Source organism: uncultured Dysosmobacter sp., assembly GCF_947631165.1.
In the GTDB taxonomy this organism is placed as follows: Bacteria; Bacillota; Clostridia; order Oscillospirales; family Oscillospiraceae; genus Oscillibacter.
On sequence record NZ_CANRKH010000001.1, the window covers coordinates 1 to 25102 of the forward strand.

The 25102-nt window shown below is 59.0% G+C and carries 22 protein-coding genes, 5 tRNA genes and 2 riboswitches; of the genes, 7 read left to right on the forward strand and 20 right to left on the reverse strand.

All coding sequences use genetic code 11. The features are described 5' to 3' along the window. Position 1 precedes the first annotated feature (1 nt). The 8 genes from Q0Z69_RS00005 to Q0Z69_RS00040 form a co-directional block, all read right to left on the reverse strand. A tRNA-Cys gene (locus Q0Z69_RS00005) sits at positions 2–76 on the reverse strand. Between the two features lie 91 nt (positions 77–167). Continuing rightward, positions 168–243 (reverse strand) — tRNA-Gly (locus Q0Z69_RS00010). A 3-nt stretch (positions 244–246) separates the two neighbouring features. Then, positions 247–322 (reverse strand) — tRNA-Phe (locus Q0Z69_RS00015). A gap of 85 nt (positions 323–407) precedes the next feature. Next, a tRNA-Asp gene (locus tag Q0Z69_RS00020) sits at positions 408–484 on the reverse strand. Between the two features lie 9 nt (positions 485–493). Next, positions 494–570, reverse strand: a tRNA-Val gene (locus Q0Z69_RS00025). A 78-nt stretch (positions 571–648) separates the two neighbouring features. Next, complete coding sequence (gene hslO / locus Q0Z69_RS00030; protein WP_298028532.1) at positions 649–1539, reverse strand: Hsp33 family molecular chaperone HslO; 891 nt, start codon at positions 1537–1539, stop codon at positions 649–651. A gap of 102 nt (positions 1540–1641) precedes the next feature. Then, complete coding sequence (locus Q0Z69_RS00035; protein ID WP_298028535.1) at positions 1642–2397, reverse strand: class I SAM-dependent methyltransferase; 756 nt, start codon at positions 2395–2397, stop codon at positions 1642–1644. Beyond that, entirely contained in the window at positions 2394–2690 is a 297-nt protein-coding gene (locus Q0Z69_RS00040) for a YerC/YecD family TrpR-related protein (RefSeq protein WP_298028537.1), read from the reverse strand. The genes Q0Z69_RS00035 and Q0Z69_RS00040 overlap by 4 nt, the downstream gene beginning before the upstream one ends. A 182-nt stretch (positions 2691–2872) precedes the next feature. On the opposite strand from Q0Z69_RS00040, the gene Q0Z69_RS00045 reads away from it, so the two are divergent. Next, on the forward strand, positions 2873–3583 hold the full coding sequence (locus Q0Z69_RS00045; RefSeq protein ID WP_298028540.1) for an RsiV family protein: 711 nt from the start codon (positions 2873–2875) through the stop codon (positions 3581–3583). 81 nt (positions 3584–3664) lie between these two features. Here the strand turns inward: Q0Z69_RS00045 and Q0Z69_RS00050 are convergent, their stop codons facing one another. The 4 genes from Q0Z69_RS00050 to Q0Z69_RS00065 all read right to left on the reverse strand — a co-directional run bounded on the left by Q0Z69_RS00050 (position 3665) and on the right by Q0Z69_RS00065 (position 8628). Further along, a complete protein-coding gene (locus Q0Z69_RS00050; protein ID WP_298028543.1) occupies positions 3665–5071 on the reverse strand; it encodes a sodium:alanine symporter family protein in 1407 nt (468 codons plus the stop codon). An 85-nt stretch (positions 5072–5156) separates the two neighbouring features. Next, a riboswitch (glycine riboswitch) is annotated at positions 5157–5249 on the reverse strand. A 252-nt stretch (positions 5250–5501) separates the two neighbouring features. Further along, positions 5502–6650, reverse strand: coding sequence for a sodium:alanine symporter family protein (locus Q0Z69_RS00055; RefSeq protein ID WP_298028546.1), 1149 nt, complete (start codon positions 6648–6650; stop codon positions 5502–5504). Next, the gene (locus Q0Z69_RS00060) at positions 6572–6913 is read right to left on the reverse strand and encodes a hypothetical protein (protein WP_298028549.1); all 342 of its coding nucleotides are present in this window, start codon (positions 6911–6913) and stop codon (positions 6572–6574) included. The genes Q0Z69_RS00055 and Q0Z69_RS00060 overlap by 79 nt, the downstream gene beginning before the upstream one ends. 110 nt (positions 6914–7023) lie before the next feature. Next, a riboswitch (glycine riboswitch) is annotated at positions 7024–7115 on the reverse strand. 220 nt (positions 7116–7335) lie between these two features. Next, entirely contained in the window at positions 7336–8628 is a 1293-nt protein-coding gene (locus tag Q0Z69_RS00065) for a Sapep family Mn(2+)-dependent dipeptidase (RefSeq protein WP_298028553.1), read from the reverse strand. A 192-nt stretch (positions 8629–8820) separates the two neighbouring features. On the opposite strand from Q0Z69_RS00065, the gene Q0Z69_RS00070 reads away from it, so the two are divergent. Beyond that, the gene (locus tag Q0Z69_RS00070; RefSeq protein ID WP_298028556.1) at positions 8821–9159 is read left to right on the forward strand and encodes a hypothetical protein; all 339 of its coding nucleotides are present in this window, start codon (positions 8821–8823) and stop codon (positions 9157–9159) included. A 68-nt stretch (positions 9160–9227) separates the two neighbouring features. On the opposite strand, the gene Q0Z69_RS00075 is transcribed toward Q0Z69_RS00070, so the two are convergent. From Q0Z69_RS00075 to Q0Z69_RS00110, 8 genes are all read right to left on the reverse strand, one after another. Then, complete coding sequence (locus tag Q0Z69_RS00075) at positions 9228–10271, reverse strand: BMP family protein (RefSeq protein WP_298028558.1); 1044 nt, start codon at positions 10269–10271, stop codon at positions 9228–9230. 58 nt (positions 10272–10329) lie between these two features. Continuing rightward, on the reverse strand, positions 10330–11280 hold the full coding sequence (locus tag Q0Z69_RS00080; protein WP_298028560.1) for an ABC transporter permease: 951 nt from the start codon (positions 11278–11280) through the stop codon (positions 10330–10332). Then, positions 11277–12368: an ABC transporter permease gene (locus Q0Z69_RS00085; RefSeq protein WP_298028561.1), complete on the reverse strand. Its 1092-nt coding sequence runs from the start codon at positions 12366–12368 to the stop codon at positions 11277–11279. The genes Q0Z69_RS00080 and Q0Z69_RS00085 overlap by 4 nt, the downstream gene beginning before the upstream one ends. Next, positions 12365–13885 (reverse strand): ABC transporter ATP-binding protein, encoded by a 1521-nt coding sequence (locus Q0Z69_RS00090; protein WP_298028564.1) that lies wholly within the window; start codon positions 13883–13885, stop codon positions 12365–12367. Before Q0Z69_RS00090 ends, Q0Z69_RS00085 begins: the two co-directional genes overlap by 4 nt. Next, positions 13882–14634, reverse strand: a complete 753-nt coding sequence (locus Q0Z69_RS00095; RefSeq protein ID WP_298028567.1) for a 5-formyltetrahydrofolate cyclo-ligase — start codon at positions 14632–14634, stop codon at positions 13882–13884. The genes Q0Z69_RS00090 and Q0Z69_RS00095 overlap by 4 nt, the downstream gene beginning before the upstream one ends. A 57-nt stretch (positions 14635–14691) precedes the next feature. Beyond that, positions 14692–14838 (reverse strand): hypothetical protein, encoded by a 147-nt coding sequence (locus Q0Z69_RS00100; protein WP_298028569.1) that lies wholly within the window; start codon positions 14836–14838, stop codon positions 14692–14694. A gap of 197 nt (positions 14839–15035) precedes the next feature. Then, positions 15036–16247: a PLP-dependent aminotransferase family protein gene (locus Q0Z69_RS00105; protein WP_298028571.1), complete on the reverse strand. Its 1212-nt coding sequence runs from the start codon at positions 16245–16247 to the stop codon at positions 15036–15038. A gap of 17 nt (positions 16248–16264) precedes the next feature. Then, positions 16265–17554, reverse strand: coding sequence for a dicarboxylate/amino acid:cation symporter (locus tag Q0Z69_RS00110; RefSeq protein ID WP_298028573.1), 1290 nt, complete (start codon positions 17552–17554; stop codon positions 16265–16267). A 161-nt stretch (positions 17555–17715) separates the two neighbouring features. On the opposite strand from Q0Z69_RS00110, the gene Q0Z69_RS00115 reads away from it, so the two are divergent. From Q0Z69_RS00115 to Q0Z69_RS00135, 5 genes are all read left to right on the forward strand, one after another. Beyond that, complete coding sequence (locus tag Q0Z69_RS00115; RefSeq protein ID WP_298028575.1) at positions 17716–18642, forward strand: LysR family transcriptional regulator; 927 nt, start codon at positions 17716–17718, stop codon at positions 18640–18642. Between the two features lie 131 nt (positions 18643–18773). Further along, positions 18774–21362 (forward strand): hybrid sensor histidine kinase/response regulator, encoded by a 2589-nt coding sequence (locus Q0Z69_RS00120; protein ID WP_298028577.1) that lies wholly within the window; start codon positions 18774–18776, stop codon positions 21360–21362. 285 nt (positions 21363–21647) lie between these two features. Continuing rightward, the gene (locus tag Q0Z69_RS00125) at positions 21648–23096 is read left to right on the forward strand and encodes a sensor histidine kinase (protein WP_298028579.1); all 1449 of its coding nucleotides are present in this window, start codon (positions 21648–21650) and stop codon (positions 23094–23096) included. Continuing rightward, entirely contained in the window at positions 23093–23809 is a 717-nt protein-coding gene (locus Q0Z69_RS00130; protein WP_298028581.1) for a helix-turn-helix domain-containing protein, read from the forward strand. The genes Q0Z69_RS00125 and Q0Z69_RS00130 overlap by 4 nt, the downstream gene beginning before the upstream one ends. Before the next feature lie 205 nt (positions 23810–24014). Next, positions 24015–25070, forward strand: a complete 1056-nt coding sequence (locus Q0Z69_RS00135) for a TRAP transporter substrate-binding protein (RefSeq protein WP_298028583.1) — start codon at positions 24015–24017, stop codon at positions 25068–25070. Positions 25071–25102: the final 32 nt, after the last annotated feature.

The window sequence follows — 25102 nt, forward strand, 5'->3', positions numbered from 1 at the left end:
ATGGAGGTGACACCCGGATTTGAACCGGGGAATCAGGGTTTTGCAGACCCTTGCCTTACCACTTGGCTATGTCACCATCGGGGACATCTATATTATATGCGCACCACCAAAAAAAGTCCACATTTATTTGAGATTTCGATGCCCACACTTTCGTGTGGGCATCGATCTGGAGCGGGCAACGAGGCTCGAACTCGCTACCTCCACCTTGGCAAGGTGGCGCTCTACCAGATGAGCTATGCCCGCAGGTGGTGCCCAGAGCCGGAATCGAACCAGCGACACGTGGATTTTCAGTCCACTGCTCTACCAACTGAGCTATCTGGGCAAATCTTTCGACCCGCCGGAAGGCGCGGCCGGGGAATCGCAACCCCTGAAGGGACCCACGAGATGGCTGCCCATCTCGTGGGAGATGGCGACCCGGAACGGGCTCGAACCGTCGACCTCTAGCGTGACAGGCTAGCGTTCTAACCAACTGAACTACCGGGCCATATAACTTTGGTGGGAACAACTGGACTCGAACCAGTGACCCCCTGCTTGTAAGGCAGGTGCTCTAACCAGCTGAGCTATGCTCCCAAGCTGCCGCACTCGTCAGACGGCAAAAGTTATTATACGCAAAAGGCGCCCATCTGTCAACCCAAAATCGCAAAAAATTCAACTTTTTTTCGTCATGCCCGCCAACAGTTTTTCCAGGTCCTCCTCGGTGAATCGCTGCACATTATCGCAGAACTGGCAGCACAGCTCCGCGCCGCCCTGCTGGTCGATAATGGCCCGCAGTTCGTCGGGGCCCAGGCTCACCAGCGCACGCTCCATCCGCTCCCGGCTGCAATAGCAGCGGTATTCGATGGGGCTGCTCTCCAGGATCTCCAGGTCAAAATCCGACATGACCCTCCGCAGCAGAGACTCTGCGCCGTCATCCTCCGTCAGCAGACCTGTCACGGACCCGGCGGCCATGATGCCGCCCTCCAGCTTGGCGATGACGTCCTCGCCGGCCCCCGGCAGCAGCTGGATGAGATAGCCGCCTGCCGCCAGCACGCTCTGATCCCGGTCCACCAGCACACCCAAGCCGCAGGCCGTGGGGATCTGCTCGGATTCCACGAAATACGCCGCCAGGTCCTCGGCGATCTCACCGCCCAGCAATCCCACGCTGCCCACATAGGGCTCTTTCATGTTCAGGTCCCGGATCACAGTCAGGGTCCCGTCGCAGCCCACAGCGGCGCCCACGTCCAGCTTGCCGTCCGGCCGCAGAGGCAGGTCCACCTGGGGCTGGTCCACGGTGCCGCGGACATTGCCCTGGTTGTCCGACACTGCCAGAACGGTCCCCAGCGGGCCGCCGCCCTTGATCTGCAGCGTCACACTGGCACCGTCGCCTTTCAGTGCGTTGCCCATCATGGACACCGCCGCCAAGGCCCGGCCCAGGGCCGCTGTGGCCACAGGCAGAGTCTTGTGAATCTGCCGCGCCCGCTCCGTCAGCTGCCGGGTCGATACCGCCACCGCCTTCACGCAGCCATCTCTGCTGATGGCCCGCACCAATTGATCGCTCATTTTCAAACGCTCCTTTATATCCCGCCGCAAGGCCTCTAAACCGGGCGGCACGCTCCACCGTTCCCAGTCCACAGGGCCCCGTATCGAAATCAGCTCTCCGTGTCACGCCTGCCCGGGCCGCACCGCCGTCACGATCCAGCGGTCCTCGTCCTTCCGGGGCGGCCGGCGGGTCATATCACCCCGCACCGTGATCCGCGCAAAGCCCGCGCCGGCCAAAAACGTCCGCAGCTGCTCCTCGCTCCAGGCCCGCTCGCGGTGCTCCTCAAAGTCCCGCTCCCAGGCGCCGTCCACCTGCTGGCGGAAGAGGTCCACCTGATAGGTGCAGATCTGGCTCTTCTCAGAGAAAAACGTCCGCCAGACACAGAAGCTGTCCTTCGTCTCGTCCATATACATCTGCCCGTCCATCCGCCGGAGCTTATAGGGGGAATTGACGTCAAAAACAAACAGTCCTCCGGGCTTTAGCCAGCGGAAAACCCGGCGGAACGTCTCCTGGATGTCCCGCTCCCGGGTCAGGTAATTCAGGGAGTCCAGGGTCGATACCGCCGCGTCCACCGGCTCAGGCAGCCGCAGGCGGGGCATGGCCTGATGCACGAACAAAGGCGGCCGCCCGGGAAGGGCCGCCGCTTTCCTCATCGCCTGAGTCAGCATTTCCTCGGAGCCGTCGGTGGCGGTCACCTCATAGCCCCGCGCCGCCAGCAGACAAGCGATGGTACCGGTGCCGCAGGCCAGGTCCAGCACCGTGCGGACGGGGATGGCACTTTTTTGAAACAGCCGCTCCAAAAAAGCCGCCCGCTTCCGGTAACTGCCGTCAGCCATCAGGCCGTCATAACTGGAGGCCAATGCGTCGTAGCTGCTCATTTCTTCTTGGCCTTGGTCCGCTCAAATAGCTTGGCATAAGCACCGGTGCCATAGCTGAGGGAGCGGTTCACCCGGCTGATGGTGGCGCTGGAGGCGCCGGTGCGCTCCAGGATCTCGTTGTAGATCATGCCGTCGTCCAGCAGGGAGGCCACCTCAAACCGCTGCTCCATGGACCGCAGCTCTGAAACCGTGCACAGGTCCTGGAAGAAGTCATAGCACTCCTGCTCGTCCTTCAACTGCAGGATAGCCTTGTAAAGCTGGTCGTTCTTCTCTTTTTTGCCGATCTTGACCATGTTGAACACTCCTTCTAGGCTGCGGCTCCGCGCCGCCCTGTTATCCGCATAATTTATATTTTAGCATTGCAGTGCGTGAAAGTAAAGGCCCTTCCCGGCAAAATTTTCGCAGCGAATATCCGCCGCACCTTGCCCTGTCCCTCCGCATAGGCTGGGGCAAAGAATGGAGAGGAGTGCGCCCCATGAGAGTGTCGCTGGCGGAGTTACACACAGAGCCATTCACCGCGGAGCGGGAGTGGACGGTGGAGGGCGTTCCAGTGCTGACAGCGGCAGTTTCGGTGCCCCGGCCGGAGCCGCTGGCAGACGCCGTGTCCCGCCGGATCCACCGCTACTATCAGGCCCAGTGCCGGGCCTATCTCCGCTACTGCGAGCGGTGTCTGCTGCCCCAGGCTGAGGCGGAATACCGGGCCGCTCTGGCCGCCAGCTCCCCGCTCCCCTTCTTCCGGGCGGAGCTGGGTTATCGGGTGACTTACAACGAGGGCGGCTTTTGGAGCCTGTATACCCAGTCCCGGGAACCCGCCCTGGCGGGGCCGCCCCTGCTGACCCGCCGTGGGGACACCTGGGACCTGACGGCGGGATATCCCGTGCCGCTGGCAGACTTTTTCCCGCCCCGCAGTCCCTGGAAGCGGCGGCTGCGGGAGCTGGCCGTTGCGGAGATCCAGCGGCGGGAGCAGGCGGGAGCGGCCCGGTACCGGGAAGGGTGGCGCAAAAGCCTGCGCCGCTCTTTCAATGCCCAGAACTATTATCTGACGGCGGAGGGACTGGTCTTTTTCTTCCCCATGTACGCCCTGGCTCCCCCGGCGGAGGGAATCCCCGCCTTCACCCTGCCCTACGGCAGCCAGGGCCTTCGCGCTCCGGCCCCGCCTCCCACCGTACATAGTCAGCACAGTTGAAAAAGAGCTTGTGCTTCTTTTCAACTGTGCCGACTATAAAAAGCCGCCGTCCGGCTGAGCGGCGGCTTGCGCTCACAGCTTTTATTTGAGGGACTTGTGTCTGCCCACGACCTTTGTCACGATGCCGGTGAGGGCAAACAGGGCGATGGCGTTGGGGATGACCATCAGGTTGTTGAACATATCGGTCAGCTCCCACACCAGGTCGTTGCTCATCAGGGTCCCCAGGAAGATGAACACCAGCGCAATGGCGGAGTAGACCTTGGCGGCCTTCTTTCCAAAAAGATAAATGACATTGATCTTGCCGAACATATTCCAGCTCAGCACCGTAGAAAAGGCGAAGAAGAACAGGCACACCGCCACGAAGATGGCGCCAAAATTCTCGCCGAACACCACGCCGAAGGCCGTTTGGGCCAGATTGGCCTTGCCGATGGTCTCCGTGACGGCACCGGTATAGCCGCCTGCCAGAATGCCGTCGCTGGTGTACAGAGTGGAGATGATGACCAGGGCGTTGAGGGTCAGCACCACAAAGGTATCGATGAACACACCGATCATGGCTACCACGCCCTGATCGTGAGGATCGGCAACATTGGCCTGAGCATGGGCGTGGGGCGTGGAGCCCATACCGGCCTCGTTGGAGAACAATCCCCGCTTGGCGCCTTGGCTGACGGCAGTCTTGATGGCGTAGCCAAAGCCGCCGCCAATGATGGCCTGGGGCTGGAAGGCATACTTGAAGATCATGCCGAAGGTGGCGGGCACATACTTGATCCGGGCGACGAGCACCACCAGGCCGCCCAGCAGGAAGATGGCGGCCATGACGGGCACGATCTTCTCTGTGACAGCAGCCAGCCGCTGTACGCCGCCCAGGAAGATCACGCCGCAGATGACCACCAGCACCACGCCCACGATCCACGCGGGGATGCCGAAGGCCGTCTCAAAGGTGGAGCCGATGGAGTTGGACTGCACCATGCAGCCCATGAAGCCCAGGGCCAGAATGATGGCCACAGCGAAGAAGCCCGCCAGAAACTTGCCGAAGGCCCCCTTGAAGGCGGTGGTGATGTAGTAGACAGGGCCGCCATGGATGGTGCCGTCCTCGTCCACTTTCCGGGTCGCCAGGGCCAGGGTCGCCTCCGCGTAAATGGTGGCCATGCCGAAGAAAGCGATGATCCACATCCAGAAAATGGCGCCGGGGCCGCCGGTGAGGATCGCGCCGGAAGCGCCCACGATGTTGCCGGTACCCACCTGGGCGGCGATGGCGGTGGCCAGCACCTGGAAGGAGCTCATGCCGCTCTCCTGCCTGCCGCCCCGCAGGGACAGGTTGCCAAAAACCCTCCGCATGCCCTCGCCGAAGCAGCGGACCTGGACGAAGCCGGTCTTGACGGAATACCACAGGCCCACCGCGATCAGCAGAAAAACCAGGATATAGCTGGACAGATAGTTGTTGATGTCGCATACGATGGGATACAGCGCGTTTTCGATAGATTGGATCATGATGCAGTCTCTCCTCCAGAAAATAAAAAGAGCGGCAACAGCCGCTCTGGAAAAGCAAGACAGCACACGCGCAAAAGCGCCCGCGCTTCTCTACTCTGTCCTTTTACCTGAGAGATTCAGCGGCCAGGCCGCCTTGCACCTTCGGTACTCGTCATTGAGCTTCTCCAGAGCCACATCCGTCTTTAGTCCCCACCCGGCCACTCCGGGTGCCTGAGAGTTTTACTCCTTCGGCAGGCTTTCGCCATTTCCCTAAAAACTTCACATGCCGTTCTTCAGTTGTAGTATTACCTTAACACCCCGCCGAAAGAATGTCAATTGCATGTTTTTACAAATCAGCCATCTCTCCATAGCGCACATTTGTCCTTATCAGGGAAAAGCGGCGCAGGCAAAAGCGCCGCCCACAGAAAGCGGGCGGCGCTTTTCCATTTCATCATTGCAGGTTGCTCTTGTCGCCGAAGTACTTCTTGGTCTCGGCGGCCACCACGCCGGACAGGGCGAAGAGGCCGATGAAGTTGGGGATGGCCATCAGGCCGTTGAAGGTATCCGCCACATCCCACACAAAGCTGAGGGGGGACACGCAGCCAACCACTACCACGACGATGAAGATCACCTGGAAGGCCCGAACGCCCTTGCTGCCAAAGAGGTACTGGACACAGCGGGTCCCGTACAGGGACCAGCCCAGCACTGTGGAGAAGGCGAAGAGCATCAGGGCCACAGCCACAAACAGGGCGGCGAACTTCTCGCCGAATACCGTGGCCAGGGCGGCGGTGATCAGCTCGCTGCCGGGCTTGGTGCCGAAGCCGATGTCGATGCCGCTGACGATGATGGTCATGGCAGTCAGGGTGCAGATGACGATGGTGTCGGCAAAGACCTCAAAGATGCCGTACAGACCCTGCTGCACGGGGCCTTTAGTGTCAGCTGCCGCATGAGCGATGGCCGCAGAGCCGAGGCCCGCCTCATTGGAAAAGGCGCTGCGCCGCAGGCCCCAGATGATGGTCTGCTTCAGAACGATGCCGGTGGAGGCACCGAACATGGCCTGAGGCGTGAAAGCGGTGCTGAATATCTTGACAAAGGCGTCGCCCAGGCTGCCGATGTTGACGATCACCACGATCAGGGTAAAAAGAATGTAGAATATGCTCATGAAGGGGATCAGCATCTCCGTCACAGAGCCGATGCGCTTGATGCCGCCCAGCAGGATCACGGCGATCAGCACCGCCAGACCGATGCCCAGGACCCATTTCAAGATCAGCTCCGTCTGAGCGGAGATGGCGGTGAAGGCGGTGACAGCGCCGATAACAGAGCCGGTGATGCTGTTGACCTGAGACATGTTGCCGATGCCGAAGGAGGCCAGGGTCGCAAACACGGCAAACAGCACCGCCAGCCACTTCCAGTTTTTGCCCAGGCCCTTGGAGATGTAATACATGGGACCGCCGACCCAATCGCCTTTGTCGTCCCGCTCCCGGTACTTGATGGCCAGCACGATCTCAGAGTATTTGGTGATCATGCCCACCAGGGCCGCCAGCCACAGCCAGAACACCGCACCGTAGCCGCCCAGGGCGATGGCCTGAGAGGTACCCACGATGTTGCCGTGCCCACGGTGGCGGACAGGGCGGTGGTCACCGCCTGCCGGGGCGTCACGGCTCCCTCGCCTGCCTCCTGCTTCTGAAAGATCTTGCCCACCGTGTTTTTCATGGCATGGCCGAAGCGGGTAAACTGAATGCCGCCGTTGCGGACCGTCAGAAACGCACCGCCCAGGATGGCAAAAGGCAGGAAGGTGTACATCCACGCGAAGTCGTTCAGTGGTCCGGAGATAAACGATACAATGCTGTTAAAAATTCCCATGATCTTTCTTCCTCTCTCGCTTTCAGAAAACGGCAAAAAACGGGAGCCGCGCAGAATGACGCGGCTCCCGGACAAATCAGCAGCCTCCTCCGGCGGCCGGACCGCCAGCGGAACACATCTCTGTCCTTTTACCTGAGAGATTCAGCGGCCAGACCGCCTTGCACCTTCGGTACTCAAAATGAGCTTCTCCAGAGCCACATCCATCCTTAGTCCCCGCCCGTCTCCGGGCGCCTGAGAGTTTTACTCCTTCGGCAGGCTTTCGCCATTCCCCTAAGAACTTCCTATGCCGTTTTTCAATTGTAGCTTTACATTATCACGTTAAAGCAGGAATGTCAATTGCGTATTTGTACAAATGTCCGCCTGCCAGCGACACACATTTTATATATGCCTCCAGCAGCAAACACGCAGCGATCCATTTTTTATCAAAGCTCCCCCGCCAGTTTTTCCAACGCCCTGCGGTAGATGGCCCTGCACAGATACAGGTCCTCCACCAGGGCGTATTCGTTGTTCATGTGCTCCGTCAGCTCGCGGCCGGGCAGCATGGGGCCGAATGCCACGATGCCGTTCATCGCCCGGGCGTAGGTGCCGCCGCCGATCACGGCGGGCTGGCTCTCCAGATCGCCGGTCATCTCCCGGTACACCTCCAGCAGTGCGGTGATGACTGGACCGTCGCGGTCCATATAGATGGGCGGATTCTCCTCGATCAGGACCGCCGTCATCCCCCAGGCGGCAGCCGCCGCCCGGACAGGTCCCATGACCTCTTCAGTGGTGAAGGTCACCGGTTCGCGGATGTTCAGTTTCAAAAGCAGGTCCTCGCCGTCCACTGTCAGGACCCCCGCGTTGAGGGTCAGCCTGCCGCTCTTGCCGTCCTCCAGGCCGCAGCCCATCTTCCCTCCGTAATAGTCCCAGCCGATGTGAGTCTGGTAAAAATCCACGAAGGGGCTGTTCAGCTCCGGCACCGCGGCCAGCTTCTCCATGACCGCGGAAATGGCGTTGACGCCGTCCTCAGGGAGGCTGCCGTGGGCGGGCCTGCCCTCCGCCCGCACCGTGATCGGCTGTCCGTCTGCGCCAGCGTAGGTCACAGAGCAACGAGCCGGTACCACATTGGCGGCGGTGCCGCCGGAGGCGGCCAGCAGGCCGCTGTTCTTCAGCGGCATCCGCAGTTCCGCCGTCAAAATGCCCTTTTCGCCATAGATGGCGGGGAAATCCGCGTCGGGCGTGATGCCGAAAACGGGAGCTTCCTCGTGTTCGACGTAATACGCCATGTCCTCCCAGCTGCCGGTCTCCTCGCTGAGGCCGAAAATGATCCGGATGCGGCGTTTGAGCGAAACCCCGGAATCCAAAATATCCTTCATGGCGTAAACGCAGCACATGGCGGGTCCCTTGTCATCTATGACGCCCCGGCCATAGGCCCGGCCATTCTCCGTCAGCGTCAAGGCGTAGGGTTCATGATCCCAGCCTTCGCCGGCAGGGACCACGTCCAGGTGGCAGAGAACGCCCACCATCTCGCTGCCCTCACCGATCTCCGCCCAGCCCACTTGACCATCGCAGTTTTTCGTCCGGAAGCCCAGGGAGGCGCACAGCCCCAGCACATAGTCCAGCGCCGCGGCAGGACCGGTGCCATAGGGAGCTTCCTCGGAGCAGTTCACGCCGGCCACGCTCTCAATGGCCAGCAGCTCTCCCAGCCGGGCCAGCATCTCCTGATCGTCACGCATGGTTCTCACCTCTCAGCAATTATGTTCGCAGTTTGTACCGCAGCCAATAAAACAATACGCCAAGCTTTTCAGAGCCGGGCCGTCGCAGGCGCAAGGCTGCCGCCAGAAAAAGCCCGCATCGCCAAACACGGCAGAAACGCAAGCGTCCGTTTCACGGTTTTTCCGGTGCGGCTCGCCTAAATGATGTCAGGAATGAATATACATGAAATGTTGGAAAAAATCAACAACAATTGGGGTCCTGCCAGTCTCAAGCGTGATCTGCCAAACCCGGCGGTGCAAGCACGGAAAATCCGCCAAAACACCGGATCAAAATGCATCGCCAAAAGGAAAGACACACAGCTGACCGCGGCGCTCTTCCCAGGCGGCATGGCAGGCGGCCCAATATTTTCAGGCCAGCAGACGGTAAACGAAAAAGAGGGCCGGCAAACTGGGCGCCGGTCCTCTTTTCGGGCTGATAAAATGACTAGCATCGCCGCTCCCCTAAAAGCGCCAAAAGCCGAAGGGATGCCTTGGACCGCTGTCATAAAGTGACACCTCCGCCGGGAGATCCGCGGGAAAGGCGTTCTGACGGATATGTTCGGGGCCTTGGCGTTTTTCGATCAGTTCTCGCTGTAATTGGGGGTTATAGTCAGGTCTCCGGACTTGATCTGATCCACCACGGCGTTGACCTGCTCCGCCACCTCTGCGGGTACCTGATCACTAAAGGGCGCCATGCTCACCACGCCGTCATGCAGGCCGGGATAGGACTGTCCGCCATAGCCGCCGGCCTTGATGAGGTCGATCTGATTGGAGATCATATAGGGAATGTCGATGAGCATGGAGGTCAGGCACAAGCCGTCGGATACCAGGGTCGACTGGTCAGTGGTGTAACCCAGGCAGTAGATCCCCTTCTCACTGCACGCCTCCAAAACGCCGAGGCCGGTATGGTCGCAGGTCTGAAGGATCACATCCACGCCGTCCTCCATCATGGCGATGGCGGTCTCTTTACCCAGAGCAGAGTCGTCGAAGGTGCCGGTGATCACGGTCTTGACCTCCACGTTGGGATCCACGCTGGCCACGCCCTCGATAAAGGCGTTCTTATCGGACTGCTGGGTCGTGTTGTTTCCGCCGCCCACATAGCCGACCTTACCGCTCTCGGTCATCAGCGCGGCCACGACGCCGCAGACATAGGCGCCCTCGCACTCCCGGTAGTCGCCGAACATGATGTTGGCGGGCAGCTCCTCGGCGGCCACATCCTCAGGCGCGTTGCCGGTAATAAAGAAGTTTACGCTGGGATAGTCCTCCGCCACACGACAGCAGGCGTCGCCATACTGGGCGCCATGGCCAATGACGAAATCATAGCCCTCTTCGCAGTAGTTTCTGAATACAGCCTCCATGTCGTTGGAGCCGACATTCTCTGTGTAGGCGGTCTCGTAGCCCATTTCCTCGATCTGCATCAGGCCCTCGTAAGCGGTCTGGTTCCAGGACTCGTCGGTAATGGAGCCGGGCAGCAGCACAGCAATCTTTGTGACCGTAGTACGGTCATCGCCGCTGGTTTCGGCGGGATCGGCATCATTGCTGCCGGTCTCGGTTTTGGTGCCGCCGCAGGCAGTCAGACTCAGGGTCAGCGCCAAGGTCAGTGCAAGAGCAAACATGCGTTTCATAGTTGTTTCAATACCTCCTGAAAATATTACTTCCTGCTGCCGCAGGGAAGATACATCGTCATCGGCTCTCCTTTTCAAAGGGAACGCCCAGCTCCCGGGGAGCACGGATATTGTGTCCGGCCAGCACCAGCACCAGCACCGTGATGAGATAGGGCAGCGCCACCAGCACCTGATAAGGCAGAGCAGAGCCCTGGACCTGCAGGCGGATCTGCAGCGCCTGGATAGAGCCGAATCCAAAGCTGGCCGCCACAGCCGCCAGGGGATCCCACCGGGACAGGATCACGATGGCCAGACAGATAAAGCCCCGGCCGGCGGAAATGGACTCCGTAAAAGTCCCCACAGAGCCCAGAGTCAGCGACGCGCCGGCGATCCCCGCCGCAAAGCCGCAGAACATGTAGGCCAGGATCCGCAGGCGGTATACCTGAATTCCGGAGGCCTGCGCCGCCCGAGGATTTTCCCCCACGGCTGCCAGCTGAAGGCCCAGCTTTGTCCGGCGGAGCATGAAAAATACCGCCGCCGCCAACACCACGGACAGGTATGCCAATATGTCCTGATGAAAGAATATCTCCCCGATCAGCGGGATCTTGGAAAGTCCGGGAATGGTGATGGGCTGAAACGTCTCAATGCTGATATTGGCATTGGAGGTGCCGAAGATGGCCCGGTTGAGGAAATTGGTGAAGCCCATGGCCAAAATGTTGAACATGATGCCAATGATGGACTGATCCTGCCGGAAAAGCACCGACCAGACCGCCACGATCAGACTGCTGAGCATTCCCGACAGGGCGCCCATCAAAACGCCGGTCCAGAGGCTGCCGGTCCGCAAGGCAAAGAGGTAGGAGAAAAACGCGCCAAAAAGCATTTCTCCCTCCAAGGAGATCCCCATGACGCCCGCCCGCTCAGAAACGGTATCCCCCACGGATCCGTAGATCAGGGGAATGCTCTGACGAACGCCGGAGGAAAACAAGGCCGCCAAAAAGGCGGAAGAAAAAAAACTCGTCGTCCCGCTCATCTGGCCGTGTTCACCTTCTTTCGTTTGCTCTGAGCCGCGCTGACAGCCATGCCCAGCAGGATGAACAGCACGATCAGCGCCTCCAGCACGCTGGTGAAGGATGCCGGGATCCCGGTTTTCACCTGCATGGTCACAGAGCCCGCTGACAGCAAGGCCATAAACAGCGCCGCAAGCACAACGCCCACAGGGTTCATGCTGCCCAGCATGGCCACTACGATGCCGCTGAAGCCAACGTCACCGGCAACGCCCTCCATGAGCCGCATGGTGTTTCCGCTGATCTGGATGGCGCCGGCCAACCCGCAAAAGGCGCCGCTGATGAGCATAGCTAGGAAATAGTAGCGTTTTTTCCGCACGCCGCTGTACTCCGCCGCCCGTTCACTGCCGCCCAGCGCCCGGAGATGGTAGCCAAATCTGGTCCGGCGGATCATCACGCCATAGACTGCCGCCAATATCAGCGCGACCACAACGCCCCAGTTGATGCGGGACCCCTGGTATATTTTCGGCAGCGCACAGGCGATCTTGGCGGACTGCGGCTCCGCGCCGCTTCGCAGCGGATAAAACACGATGTAGCTGATGAACTGCTCCGCAATGTAGTTCAGCATCAGAGTCACCACGATCTCACTGGCATTGAAGCGGACCCGAAAAAAGCCAGCCACTGCCGCCCAGAGCGCGCCCATCAAAATGCCCAGCAGGATCCCGACCGGCAGAGACCATATCCCCAAAAAACTGCCTACGGGAGGCACGCCCACGACGGTCATGCCAAGCGCGCCAAACAGCATCTGTCCCTCGCCGCCCAAATTGCTGAGCTTTGCGTGGAAGGTGACGGACACCCCCAGGCCCACCAGCAGCAGCGGTGTAAAATACATGGCTACCTCGCCAATGGAGGTGATGGAGGAAAGGGGCCGGAGCAGCATATAGTAGTAGGCCTCCAAAGGATCCGCGCCTACCGCCAGGATCAGGAGAGAGCCGATCAGCATGGCAGCCACTACGCTCAAAAGCAGAATGGCCGCTTTCCGGATCCCGCTGGCGCCGCGATAATGGGTCACGCTTTTCTGAAAGGACGCACTCATCTCAGTCAAAACGCTCATGGCTTTCCCCCCATCATCAACAAAATGACCTCTTGGGTCGTGGTCTTTTCCGGCCGCAGCTGGCCCACCACCTTGCCGCGGTATAGCACAACGATGCGGTCAGAGATGGCAAACAGCTCGTCCAGATCGCCGGAGAACAGCACCACGCCGGTCCCCCGCTCTTTGGCCTTTGTGAGCTGGCTCCGGATGAACCAGGCCGCCTTCACATCCAGGCCTCTGGTCGGGTAGGAGCAGATCAGGACCTTGGGATCATTTTTCAGCTCCCGAGCCAGAATAAATTTTTGCAGATTTCCGCCGGAGAGGTTGGCACTGCGCTCCAGACAGCCGGTAGTGCGGACGTCGAAATCCGCCATGGCCTGGGACGCCTGCTCCTGCACGGCATGAAGATCGATGAGACCCCGCTTTTGCGGATAGCTCCGGTTTCGCAGCAGCCAGTTCTCATACAGCGGAAAATCCGGAACCGTGCCCACCGTGTTCCGGTCCGAGGGGATATACCCGATCCCACACTCAATGAACCCGGCGGGGTCGGAAAGGTCCATCTCCCTTCCGTCCACCTCGATGCGGCCCGCAGAGGCCCGGCGAACGCCCGCCAGCACCTCGGCCAGTTCGTTTTGCCCGTTGCCCTCCACGCCGGCCACACCGACGATCTCTCCCCGGTGTACAGTCAGCTCCACGCCGTTCAGCGTCTGGACCCTGCGGTCATCAAAGGCCTCCAGCCCGCCGCATGACAGGGCGATCTCCCCGCGCGGCTCCTTTTTGATGTAGCCGCTCATATCCGGCACATTGTCGCCGGACATCATCCGCACGATCAGGTCCTTGTCTGCCTCCGCGGTGTTGACGTGACCAGTGACCCTGCCATGGGAGAGCACATCGATCCGGCCACTGATCTCCATCACCTCATCCAGCTTGTGGCTGATGAAGATCACGCCCTTGTCCTGCTCCGTCATGTGGCGGATGATCTCAAACAGAGACCCGCACTCCTGGGGCAGCAGCACCGCCGTTGGCTCGTCCAGGATCAGGATATCCGCGCCGGTATACAGCAGCTTCAGGATCTCGATCTTCTGCTGCATGCTGATGCTCAGCTGCTCTACGGGGCAGTCCAGGTCCACCTCGATTCCGTAGCGCCCCTTCAATTCCTCCAGAGAATCCCGGACCTTCTTCTGATCCAGCAGAGACAGCGCTCCGCCGGCGCTGATGAGGCAGATATTCTCCACAGCGCTGAACCGGCCGATCAGCATAAAGTGCTGATGCACCATACCGATGCCGCAGGCCATGGCATCCTTGGGCGAGCTGATCTTCCGCTCCGTTCCCTTCACCAGGATGTGTCCCGCGTCGGGGCGGTAGATTCCGTATATGATATTCATCAAGGTGCTCTTGCCGGCGCCGTTCTCTCCCAAAAGGGCCAGCACCTCTCCCCGGTGCAGGGTCAGGTCAATGGAATCGTTGGCCGGAACGCCGCCGAATATCTTGGTGATCCCCCGCAGCTCCAGCAGGGGCTGTCGGCTTTCGTTGCTCATTTGCAGTGAACTTCGCACCACAGCTCCTGAACGGGCGGGATCTGCTCCCGCATCCCGGGAGCCAGGCGGCTCCAGATGATCCCCTTGCTGGGCCGGGGGAACTCGTGGCGTGTCTCAATGATGCGGGTCGGCGTGACAATATAATCGATGGCAGTGTCATACTCCTCCACGGTGACAGGCACGTCAGCCACCTGGCAGTCGTGTCCGGCGCCGATGATAACAGTGCTGTTGTCCGCGATCCCCTTGCTGGAGAGCATGGCCCATTCCAGGTCAAAGTACCCGTGGCCCTTGCCGAAGCGGATGCCGCTGGGAGTAATGGCGGAAGCGCCAGTGACCATCATGTCGATGTGGCCCACAGACTGCTTCAGCTGCGCCAAGGTCTGGTGCTTCCAATAGCGGGAAACGCCGTCCAGCAGAGAGGCCACTTCCTCCTTCCCCTCCGGGATCTGACCGGGCGCAATGAGGAAGAAGCCCCGGGTTATGCCATAGTTGGTCATGACCACCGTTTTCTTGTCCCGAAACGCCTGTTCCCGCAGCGTCTCCAGGTTGTTGTCAGGCGTGATGAAAATGACCTTGGCGTTTTTGTACATTTCGGTGGCGGTCAACAGCGCGGTCCCCTGCTCGCTGCCCTCATAATCGCAGATAAACTCTGAGAACTGCCAGCTGAATTTAGAATCCGGCTTGGCCACCTTCAGCAGCTCCTCCCAGATCCTGACCCGTTCCGTCTTTGCGTCTACCTTTGCTTCCATGTCGTCATACTCCCCTCTTACTGTTTATGATGATTGTGATCATTATGAGATTCAAATTCAAAAACGCGCCTTGCGGGCAAGCCCGCCAATCCCGCAGATCGATAATGCCTGCCAGGCTTCTTCACACATGCCGGCAGGCGCCGTTTCCTCTCCATACGCAAGCGCCATGTATGTTTCATGAATCGCGCAGTCAATATTGGTCATACCTTTCAGATCCTTGTAATCAATATATCACATATGTCATATAAAAATCATTTGCCAATCCACAGAAATGTTGCACTTTCATCGGCCAATTTCCGTCAAATTCCCACAATCAGCGGCTTTGTTAGGCCGGAAACGAAGAAATGTCCCCGTCCGGCCCAAAAGCTGGCGGGGACATTTGTGAAGGGTGGGTGCGGTTTTTATGCGTGTGTCTCAAGATATTGGCAGATCATTTCGCCCAGGATGGGGATGCTCTTTTGGATCGTCTCTTCGCTGGTCGTGGAGAAATTCAGGCGCATCGTGTTTTTGCCGCTGCCATCCGGGCGGAAAAACACGCCCGGCACATAGGCGATGTTCTTTTGGAACACATAGTCGAACATCTCCAGCGTATCGGCTTTTTCCGGAAGCTCGACCCACATGAACAGACCGCCGCCGGGAAGGAGGAGCTTGGTCCCCGCGGGGAAGCTCTCCTTCACGGCCTTAGCCATGACATCGCGGCGGCGGCGGTAAACGTCGGTCACCATGCGGAGATGTCCGTCAAAATCGCAGTCCTTCATGTAGTGATAGACCTGGCGCTGGGCAATGTTGTTCACCTGGAGATCGTCGCGCATCTTCAGATAGACCAGTTTTTGAATGCTCGCGTGGTCTGCGATGAGCCAGCCGATCCGCAGTCCCGGCGCAATGGTCTTGGAGGTGGATCCGGAATAGATGACCCGCCCGTACCGGTCAAAGCTCTTGATGGCGGGCATCACCTCTCCGTTAAAGGAGATAAGGCTGTACGGCCCGTCCTCCACCACGAAGGTGTCATACTTCTCCGCCAGCTCCACCAGCTGCTTCCGGCGTTCCAGGGACATGCTGCATCCGGTGGGATTTTGGAAATCGGCGATGGTATAGATGAAGGGGACCTTTCCCTGATTTTCCCGCAGAACGGTCTCCAGCCGGTCCATCCGCATGCCGTCCCCGTCCATCTCAACGCCCACGATGCTGGCGCCATAGGCGCGGAACGTATCCAGCGCCCCAGGATAGGAGGTCCCTTCCACCACCACCACGGAGCCCGGCGTGATCAGGCCCTTGGACAGATAGGCAAGGCCCTGCTGCGCACCGCTGGTGATGAGAATGTTTTTGTAATCAATATCCGTCACCTGATAGCGCTTCATGAATTCCACCAGGTATTTGCGCAGAGGATCGTAGCCGTCGGACGCGGCGTACTGGATAGAATCACCGCCCTCCTCGTCAAAGATCTGATCGTTGATCTTCCGGATGTCCTCAATGGGGAAGAACTCCTTGCTGGGAAGTCCGCCCGCGAAAGAGATCACCTGTATCCCCTCGCTGGCTTTATCGCGGATCTTCGCGGTAATGCTGCGAATGGAGGACGGCGTCAGCGCATCCAAAAATTCACTGTGAATCTCCATGTCTGGGCCTCGCTTTCTTACAGTGTCACTTCGCCCTGCTTCAGATCGTTGAAGACATCGGCGTCAAACTCACCCTCACTCTTGGCGACGATAATGGTGTCGATGGCGTCGCCAAGGACGTTCAGGACCGTCTTGAACATATCGGGGAACTTATCGATCGCCACGATGATGGCGATGGCTTCCAGCGGGAAGCCGACGGACTGGAGCACCAGGGTCAGCGTGACCATGACCACGCCGGGCATGCCGGGAGAGCCAATGGTAGCCAGGGTGATGGTGATGATGATGGTGACCAGCATCGGCAGCGTCAGCTCAATGTTATACAGCTGGGAGACGAACACGAAGGTCATGCCCTGCATGATGGCGGTGCCGTCCATATTCAGCGTGGCACCCAGAGGGATGGAGAAGGCGGCGACTTTTTCAGACACGCCCACGCTGCGGCAGAACTGGATGGAATAGGGGATGGTGGCGTTGGAGGAAGAGGTGGAGAAGGGGACCAGGGCGATCTTGCTGTATTTCTTCAGCAGCTTGAAGAAGCTCTGGCCGGTCATCATGCGGAACATCAAACCATACACCACAAAGCCGAACAGGAAGAACAGGAAGATCTCGCTGGCGCAGTACTTGGCAAGGGTCACGATGATGTCAAAGCCCAGGTTAGCCACGGTGGAGGCCATCAGGCAGCAAACGCCATAGGGCGTCAAGCTCATGACGATGTTGACGATCTTCAGCATCACATTGGCCAGGGACTCGTTGAACTTTTTCACAGGCTCCGCTTTTTCCCCGATCAGGCTGATAGCAATGCCGACGAACACCGCGAATACCACGATGTGGATCATCTTGCCGTCGGCAAAGGAGCCGACAACGTTGGTGGGGATGAAATCCAGGACGACGTCAGCGAAGGAGGTCTGCACCTGGCTGTACTCCGTGCTGAGATCAAAGGAGCCAAGATTGACACCCACGCCGGGCTTGAGGATCATGCCGCCCAGGATGCCGAAAATAGAGGCGACGACCGTTGTGGCCATGTAAATGATGAGGATCTTGGAACCGATACGCCCGACCTGGCGCACATCGGTGGCCGAGGAAATGCCCATGACCAGGGACGCGAACACAAAGGGAACGATGGTCATTTTGATGAGGTTCAGGTATCCGGTGCCAATGATCTTGAAAACTGTTCCTATCAGGAAGGAGTCCCGGAAGGTGCTGGCAGGGACAAAACAGAGGATCGCGCCGATGATCAGACCGGCGACCAGGCCGATGATCGACTTTTTGCCAAGGCTCATGGCTTTTTTGCTTTCGTTGCTGTTTTCCATAAGTTTCTTCCTTTCTCTTTTTGTTCCGGCGGCGGAGGTGTCGCCGTTTTCACCAAATTAACACACTTTTTGCGGCTTGAAAAACAGCGAAATATACGATATAATATCGGAAAAATTCATATTTGCCGCAGCAGCGGCAAATATGTCGGGGAGGAGAACCCATGGATTATCAGGATATGGAGGTCTTTCTGTCTCTCACAGCCAGCCGGAACATCAGCAAAACGGCGGGGCTGCTGTATCTGTCCCAATCAACGGTGAGCCATCGCCTGAAGGCTATGGAGGAGGAACTGGGCTGCCGCCTGATGGAGCGGAACAAGGGAAAAACCACACTGACCCTCACGGACCGGGGCAAGGCCTTTATCCCCATCGCGGAAAAATGGCGGGACGTTTACCTGGAGACCTGCAATTTCAAGGCCACGGACGAGCAGCTGTACGTCACACTGGGATGTGTGGACAGTTACAGCGCCTATATCTTCCCGGCGTTTTACCGGCAGATCTTTTCCGCCCATCCCAATCTCCATCTGACCATCAAGACCCTTCAGATCGAGGGCATTTTCCGCCATCTGGCAAATCAAACGGTGGATATCAGCCTCAGCAGCCACAGCATGGATGACGAGGCCGTTTTGAACACGGCGCTTTTTTCAGAGCCGATGTATTTTCTGTGCGCCGCCCAGGATGACAGCTATCCCGAATATGTGGATGTGAAAACGCTGGCACCCAACATGGAGCTGTATTTCAACTGGAGCAGCGATTACGCGTCCTGGCATCAATATTGGTTTGGTCTTTTGTACAATCCCCGTATTATTTTAGACAAAGCATCCCTGATCCGGCAATACCTGCTTGGCTCCTCCTATTGGGCCATCGCGTCCGCGTCGGTCGCCAGAAATCTGGTCCTGTCCGGCGGTATACACTGCCACCGCCTGATCCAGCCGCCGCCGGAACGGACCTGCTACCGGGTCATCCACAAGGAGAACCGCCTGCTGCACCATGACGCGTACAGCTTTTTCAATCAGGAATTGGACGCGTTTGTGCGGGAACAGGTCGCCGCGAAATTTGCGGCTGACCATGAGTGGGTCTGCGCTCCATAAGCGTTCAGGCCATGCCGCCATTCGTCCCACCGGAGGACACAAAGGCCCATCCGTCCGCCAGGGGCTGTCCAAGCGGCCAGCTTCCCGGGGAAATAGCGGAAATTTGCGCAAGGGCCGGAAAGGACCAAAACATGAAGGAGGCAGCGAAAAGCCGCGGGATCAAGGAACAGCGAATATCCTCACTGGGCCAAGTCACCTGTGTGCTGATACTGAGCGTCGTAACCGTATTGGCTTTCTCCTATTTTATGTACGCCAGCAATCAGCATGTGACGAGGCAGAACGCCGTCTATATGGAAGGCGCCGCCCACCAGATCACCAGGCACCTGGAGGATCGGATGGTCAGCGCCCAGAGCAACATCTCCACCATAGCCTATCTGGCGGCTCAATCCATGCCTGCGGAAGGGATGACCCAGGAGCTGCTGGCCGTTCTGGAGGAGCAGTCCAGCTTTGACTATGTGGAGTTCACCAACGCCGAGGGCACCTGCATGAACGCCACAGCCGGGACCGCCAACGTGTCCGACCGGGATTACTTCATTCAGGGGATGCGGGGCGGCACTGGCGTGTGCATCGTCCAGAACTCCCGCATAACCCACGAAACGCTGGCCATCTTCTATGCACCCATTTACCAGGACGGCGCGGCGGCGGGTGTTCTTACCGGCGTATACCGGCAGAGCAGTATGGAAAACCTGATCAACGCCAACTTTTTTAACGTTACCGCCCAAAGCTATATCTGCGCTCCGGACGGCACAGTCATCTATGCCGGAGGAAGCGAAAAAGCGGAAAACCTTCTGGAGAATCTGCGGGACCGCGTCTCCCCCAACGCGTACCAACAGGTGCTGAAGGCATTTCAGGGCCGTGAGGTCTGCAACGTCGCCTACACCACTGGCGGCAGCACCGCCGGGAACGCCGTCTTCCTCCCCATGCAATACAACGACTGGATCCTGATCCTGGCCTTCCCCGCGTCGGTGTTCGCGGAAATGACCAAAACGGCCCAGACTGTGAGCATCCGCCTGCTGGCGGTGCTGGCGGTGCTCCTGCTGTACTTTGCGATCCAAATGCTGATCTACCACCGCAAGCGGAAAAAGCTGGAACAGGAAAATCAGGATATCTCCGATATCGTGAACAGCGTCACCCACCTGTTCAACCGATTCCTGGTGGTGGATCTGAAAAAGGACACCTATAAATATCTGAAGGGCGCGGCACCGGGGCTGCCCCGTCAGGGCAGATACAGCCAGCTGCTGAATGACCTGAGCGCCGCGCAGCAGAATGTCGGTGGACGGGGGCGCAGACTTCTGAACCAGAAGGCTCTGCAGGAGAGTCTGCAGGCGGACACTCCCTACCTGCAATACGAGTACCGGGCGAACCAGGAAAATGGCACCTGGGAAAACGTGTCTGCCCTGTGCATCCGCCGGGAGCGGGGCCTGGCGGAAATGGTCCTGCTGGCGGTGCAAGACGTAACGGAGTTGAAGACCCGGGAATTAGAGAGCCAGGCGGCGCTGCAGGAGGCTCTGGAAATGGCCGAAAGCGCCAGCAGAGCCAAGAGCGACTTTTTGACCCACATGTCCCACGACATCCGCACACCCATGAACGCCATCATGGGGATGACCTCCCTGGCGGTGATGCACATCGATGAAAAGGACCGCGTGCTGGACTGCCTGAACAAGATCACCGTGTCCAGCAAGCATCTCCTGGCCCTTATCAACAATGTGCTGGACATGTCCAAGATCGAAAGCGGGAAACTGTCCCTGGCAGAGCAGCCTTTTGACCTGGCGGAAATGCTGAGGAACGTTGTGACGATCATGAATCCCCAGATCGCCGCAAAGGGACAGACGCTGCAGACAGATGCCCCCTGTCTGACGCACACGGCCGTGATCGGTGATTCCCTGCGCCTGCGGCAGGCCCTGGTCAATATTCTGGGCAACTCGGTGAAATTCACGCCGGCGGGCGGCACCATTTTTCTCAGCGTCCGGGAGGAGCCTTCCGTCATTTCGGGCTGGGGCTGCTATGAATTTGTGGTGAAGGATACCGGCGTGGGGATGGAGCAGTCATTTTTGGATCGGATCTTTGAGCCGTTCAGCCGCTCCCAGGATTCAGACAAGCAGCACATTGAGGGCAGCGGCCTGGGCATGGCCATCACCAACAACATCGTGCGGATGATGAACGGCTCCATCAAAGTGGAGAGCCAGCCGGGCGCCGGTTCCACATTCACGGTGCAGCTCTATCTGATCCTTCAAAATACTGCGCCAAGGCCGCTGGACGCGGCAGAGCCGCAGGATGCGGCGGCTCTGGAGACCGACCAGCTCCTGGAACAGGATTACGGCGGGCGCCGGGTCCTGCTGGCAGAGGACAACGAGCTGAACCGGGAGATCGCGGCGGAGCTGCTGAGCTCCGTGAACCTCCAGGTGGAAATGGCCCATGACGGCCAGGAGGCCGTGGAGATGACTGCAGAAAAGCCCGCCGGATATTACAGTCTGATCTTCATGGACATCCAAATGCCCCGGAAAAACGGCTATGAGGCCGCTACGGCCATTCGGGCCATTCCGAACCGGGAGGACCTGCAGCAGATCCCCATCGTGGCCATGAGCGCCGACGCCTTTGCCGACGATATCCGCCGGGCCAAGGAGGCAGGCATGGTGGACCATGTATCCAAGCCCATTGAGATCGGCAGACTGCTGGAAGCCCTGGCCCGCTGGCTGGGACCTGACGAGAATGCGCCATGAGCCGCCCTCAGTCAGCAGGCAAAAAGTGCCCCCGCGGGACATGCAGCAGAAAAGCAGAGGAACTAAAGTTCTTCTGCTTTTCTGTTTAAGGAAACTGAGCCGGCAGCGCGGGCAGGTCCGCGCTGCCCTTCTGTTCCCCTCCGTTCCGGGAAATAACATGCGTTTTTCCAACATGTCCAAAATAACCGCCGAACTTTTATGCAAAAAAACAGCGGCGCCAGCTCCGGTTTTTTTATATAATACAGATAATCCTTTCTGCATATCCGAACAATAGGAGCTTACCATATGGAACATATCAGACAGCTGTGGTGCCGCATGTCGATCAGGCTGAAGTGCATGCTGCTGATGGGAACGCTGCTGGCCGCCCTGTGGTTTTTGGTGGTGGCGGCCATGCTGCAATTACAGTCCTTCAGCCGAAAATCCGACGTCATTATGAACGAATACATTGATATCACCGGCTTCATGGACGCATTTTCAGCGGAGAACGTATGTCTGGAGGCGTACATCCGCCCCATTCTGGACGCAGAGGCCAGCTATCAAAAGGCCATCGCCGCCACGGACCGCTGCCTGGAAAAGCTGCGGCCCGACTGGCAGATGGATCAGCCGGAGGAATATGCCTTGAAGCGGGCCATCTGCAATGCCATGGAGCATTACCGGAACTCCCAAGCGATTTTGCTGCAGATCAACGACCAGGATCTGCTCATTGATGAATATCTGTCCCTAAAGACCCAGGCGGCATATATCGACGGATATACTCGGGACCTGCTCCACGGCCGCATGGTCCAGGGCGGCGAGCAGTGGAATCAGATCGCCGCGGCCAACGACCACAGCATCCAGCGGTTTGCCGGATTCCTGCTGGTGGTGACCATTCTGACGGTTCTGGCGCTGCTGCTGTTTACCCGGAGCATCCTTCAGCCCCTGACGGACCTGGGCCGCGCGGCGGACGCCATCAGCACCGGCTGCTATGACGCGCCGCCGCTGGATATCCGGAGCATGGATGAGCTGGGCCGCACGGCCCGCTCCTTCAACCAGATGCAGCTGGAGATCCGCAGCACCATCGACAGCATGGAAAAACAGGCCGAGATGGAAAAGCACCTGCTGGAAAAGGAGGTGGAGGCGGTTCAGATGCAGCGCCGCCTCCAGGAGGGCCGCTTCGCCCAGCTCCAAAGCCAGATCAATCCACACTTTCTGTTCAATACCCTGAACACCATCGCAGCGCTGGCCCGGGAGGAGAAGGCGCCGCTGTCGGAAAATTTGATCATGCGGCTGTCCAGCTTCTTTCGCTACTCGCTGGAGAGCGACGAAAAGCTGGTACCTCTGGAGCGGGAGCTTCGGCTTTTGCAGGATTACATCGAGCTGCAGGAGACCCGGTACGGCGACCGCATCACCATGGAGGTGACCGCCGACCCGGCGCTGGGAGATGTGATCGTCCCCAAGTTCATTTTGCAGCCGCTGGTGGAAAACGCCATTCTCCACGGGCTGCGGTCCTGCCCAGGCGGCGGCCACATCCGGGTCCGGGCCTGGCAGGGGCGGCGGGGCGTGACGCTGACCGTCACAGACAACGGCTGCGGCTTTGACAGCAGCCGGCCCCCTGTGAAAACACGGCACAAGTCCGTGGGACTGGATAACATACGGGAGCGGATGGAGCTGAGCGGCGGACGGCTGGATGTGTTCAGCATCCCCGGTATTGGGACCACCGCCCGGATCATCATCGGAGAGGGGAAGCAGCCATGATCAAGATCCTGATCGCGGAGGATGAAGCGAAGAGCCGGGAGGCCATGGCCTCCCGGCTGAGAGGGCTCCTGGGAGACGGAGCCCTGATCGAGACCGCCTCCGACGGCAACGAGGCCATTTTGAAATCAGAGCGGATGCAGCCTCAGCTTATTTTCATGGATATCGAAATGCCGGTGAAAAATGGATTGGAAGCGGCAGACGTCATCAAGCGGCGGCAGCCGGAGACCCATGTGGTGTTTTTAACGGCCTACGACCGGTTTGATTACGCCGTGGGCGCTCTGCGCTCCGGGGCGGAGGAATACCTGCTGAAGCCCGTTACGGAGACGGGCCTGCGGGAGACGCTGCAAAAATTTTTCGCCGTGCTCCCGGAGCCAGACCAGAAGGAGTCCCCTTTTCAGACGGCGCTGAACGTATGGATCCGGCAGCACTACACAGAGGACGTCTCCCTGGAGGACGCGGCGGAGGGCATGGGGATGAGTCCCTTCTATTTCTCCCGCCAGGTCAAGGCCGCCACCGGCAAGACATTTCTGGATTATTTCACCGCTTACCGGATCGAGCGGGCCAAAAGACGGCTGCAATCCACGGAGATGGCTGTCAGTGAGGTGGGCCGCTCGGTGGGATATTCGGACCCCAATTATTTTGCCAAAGTCTTTAAGCGGACGACAGGCTGCACGCCATCTGTCTACCGTTCAACTGCAGGACGTGAAAAATAACGAGAACAAGGACCGCAGGGACGGGCTGAAAGCCCGTCCCTGTCTATTTTGCACAAAATCGCAGCAAAGTTTTTGATGTCTGTCAAAAAATAGACAGAGTAACCGCAAGAGTTTACGGTTTCTTCACATTTCCTTCTTCGTTAAAATAAGGGCAGAAGGATTCAGACCTCATGAAAATCCAATTTTTTAATGGAGGAAGAGCATTATGAAGAAGTTCCTTGCATCTTTGCTGGCAGTCTGCGTGCTGCTGGCTCTCTGCACCGCCTGCGGCGGCGACGCCAAGACCGACGCCCCCGCTGACGACACCAAAACCGAGACTCCCGAGACCCCTGCAGCCCCCAGCACCGAGACCATGGTCCTGCGTCTGGCCAACAGCCACAACGCTGAGCACATCACCAGCCAGGCTTGCCAGATGTTCGCCGATCTGGTGAACGAAAAGACCAACGGCCGTATCACCATTGAGTGCCACTTCGCCGGCGAGCTGGGCGACGAGCGCTCCACCATCGAGCAGTGCCAGTTCGGCGGCCTGGACTTTACCCGTGTGTCCTCCGGCGCTTCCGCCGAGTTCGCCCCTCTGATGAACGCCCTGCAGATGCCCTATGAGTACACCAGCGTGGACCACCTGTTCGAGGTCCTGGACGGCGAGATCGGCCAGGAGGTCTTTGAGACCTTCAAGGCCAACAACCTGGTGGGCATCACCTATCTGCATCCCGGTTCCCGCAACTTTTTCAACTCTCAGAAGGAGATCCACACCCCCGCCGACATGGCCGGCATGAAGATCCGCGTGTCTGAATCCGAGCTGATGCTGACCCTGATGGACTGCCTGGGCGCCGCCGGCGTGGGCCTGCCCTTCAACGACACCTATTCCTCCATCCAGACCAAGGTGGTGGATGGCGCCGAGAACAACATGACCTCTTACATCGAGATGTCCTTCTGGGAGGTCGCTCCCTACTGGACCTATGACGGCCACTCCTACATGCCTGACATGATCCTGGCCTCCAAGCAGACCATGGATAAGCTGTCCGCCGAGGATCAGCAGATCATCTTCGACTGCGCCAAGGAAGCCGAGGTCTGGCACCGTGACGCCTGGGAGGCCTCCGAGGCCAAGAACGCCGAGATCGCTCTGGAAAAGGGCTGCACCCTGACGACCCTGACTGAGGACGAGCTGAAGGCGTTCCAGGATGCCGTCGCCCCCATGTATGACTCCTTCCTGAATGACGAGCAGAAGGCCATCGTGGAGCGCGTCCAGGCCCTGGGCTGATCCATGTGAACAAGGGGGCGGCCTGCCCACAG

What these genes read in the sequence shown, in the direction of transcription:
- hslO (WP_298028532.1), bottom strand. Translation starts at nt 1,539, where the DNA reads ATGAGCGATCAATTGGTGCGGGCCATCAGCAGAGATGGCTGCGTGAAG.
- Q0Z69_RS00035 (WP_298028535.1), bottom strand. Translation starts at nt 2,397, where the DNA reads ATGAGCAGCTACGACGCATTGGCCTCCAGTTATGACGGCCTGATGGCT.
- Q0Z69_RS00040 (WP_298028537.1), bottom strand. Translation starts at nt 2,690, where the DNA reads ATGGTCAAGATCGGCAAAAAAGAGAAGAACGACCAGCTTTACAAGGCT.
- Q0Z69_RS00045 (WP_298028540.1), top strand. Translation starts at nt 2,873, where the DNA reads ATGAGAGTGTCGCTGGCGGAGTTACACACAGAGCCATTCACCGCGGAG.
- Q0Z69_RS00050 (WP_298028543.1), bottom strand. Translation starts at nt 5,071, where the DNA reads ATGATCCAATCTATCGAAAACGCGCTGTATCCCATCGTATGCGACATC.
- Q0Z69_RS00060 (WP_298028549.1), bottom strand. Translation starts at nt 6,913, where the DNA reads ATGGGAATTTTTAACAGCATTGTATCGTTTATCTCCGGACCACTGAAC.
- Q0Z69_RS00065 (WP_298028553.1), bottom strand. Translation starts at nt 8,628, where the DNA reads ATGCGTGACGATCAGGAGATGCTGGCCCGGCTGGGAGAGCTGCTGGCC.
- Q0Z69_RS00070 (WP_298028556.1), top strand. Translation starts at nt 8,821, where the DNA reads ATGAATATACATGAAATGTTGGAAAAAATCAACAACAATTGGGGTCCT.
- Q0Z69_RS00075 (WP_298028558.1), bottom strand. Translation starts at nt 10,271, where the DNA reads ATGAAACGCATGTTTGCTCTTGCACTGACCTTGGCGCTGACCCTGAGT.
- Q0Z69_RS00080 (WP_298028560.1), bottom strand. Translation starts at nt 11,280, where the DNA reads ATGAGCGGGACGACGAGTTTTTTTTCTTCCGCCTTTTTGGCGGCCTTG.
- Q0Z69_RS00085 (WP_298028561.1), bottom strand. Translation starts at nt 12,368, where the DNA reads ATGAGCGTTTTGACTGAGATGAGTGCGTCCTTTCAGAAAAGCGTGACC.
- Q0Z69_RS00090 (WP_298028564.1), bottom strand. Translation starts at nt 13,885, where the DNA reads ATGAGCAACGAAAGCCGACAGCCCCTGCTGGAGCTGCGGGGGATCACC.
- Q0Z69_RS00095 (WP_298028567.1), bottom strand. Translation starts at nt 14,634, where the DNA reads ATGGAAGCAAAGGTAGACGCAAAGACGGAACGGGTCAGGATCTGGGAG.
- Q0Z69_RS00100 (WP_298028569.1), bottom strand. Translation starts at nt 14,838, where the DNA reads ATGACCAATATTGACTGCGCGATTCATGAAACATACATGGCGCTTGCG.
- Q0Z69_RS00105 (WP_298028571.1), bottom strand. Translation starts at nt 16,247, where the DNA reads ATGGAGATTCACAGTGAATTTTTGGATGCGCTGACGCCGTCCTCCATT.
- Q0Z69_RS00110 (WP_298028573.1), bottom strand. Translation starts at nt 17,554, where the DNA reads ATGGAAAACAGCAACGAAAGCAAAAAAGCCATGAGCCTTGGCAAAAAG.
- Q0Z69_RS00115 (WP_298028575.1), top strand. Translation starts at nt 17,716, where the DNA reads ATGGATTATCAGGATATGGAGGTCTTTCTGTCTCTCACAGCCAGCCGG.
- Q0Z69_RS00120 (WP_298028577.1), top strand. Translation starts at nt 18,774, where the DNA reads ATGAAGGAGGCAGCGAAAAGCCGCGGGATCAAGGAACAGCGAATATCC.
- Q0Z69_RS00125 (WP_298028579.1), top strand. Translation starts at nt 21,648, where the DNA reads ATGGAACATATCAGACAGCTGTGGTGCCGCATGTCGATCAGGCTGAAG.
- Q0Z69_RS00130 (WP_298028581.1), top strand. Translation starts at nt 23,093, where the DNA reads ATGATCAAGATCCTGATCGCGGAGGATGAAGCGAAGAGCCGGGAGGCC.
- Q0Z69_RS00135 (WP_298028583.1), top strand. Translation starts at nt 24,015, where the DNA reads ATGAAGAAGTTCCTTGCATCTTTGCTGGCAGTCTGCGTGCTGCTGGCT.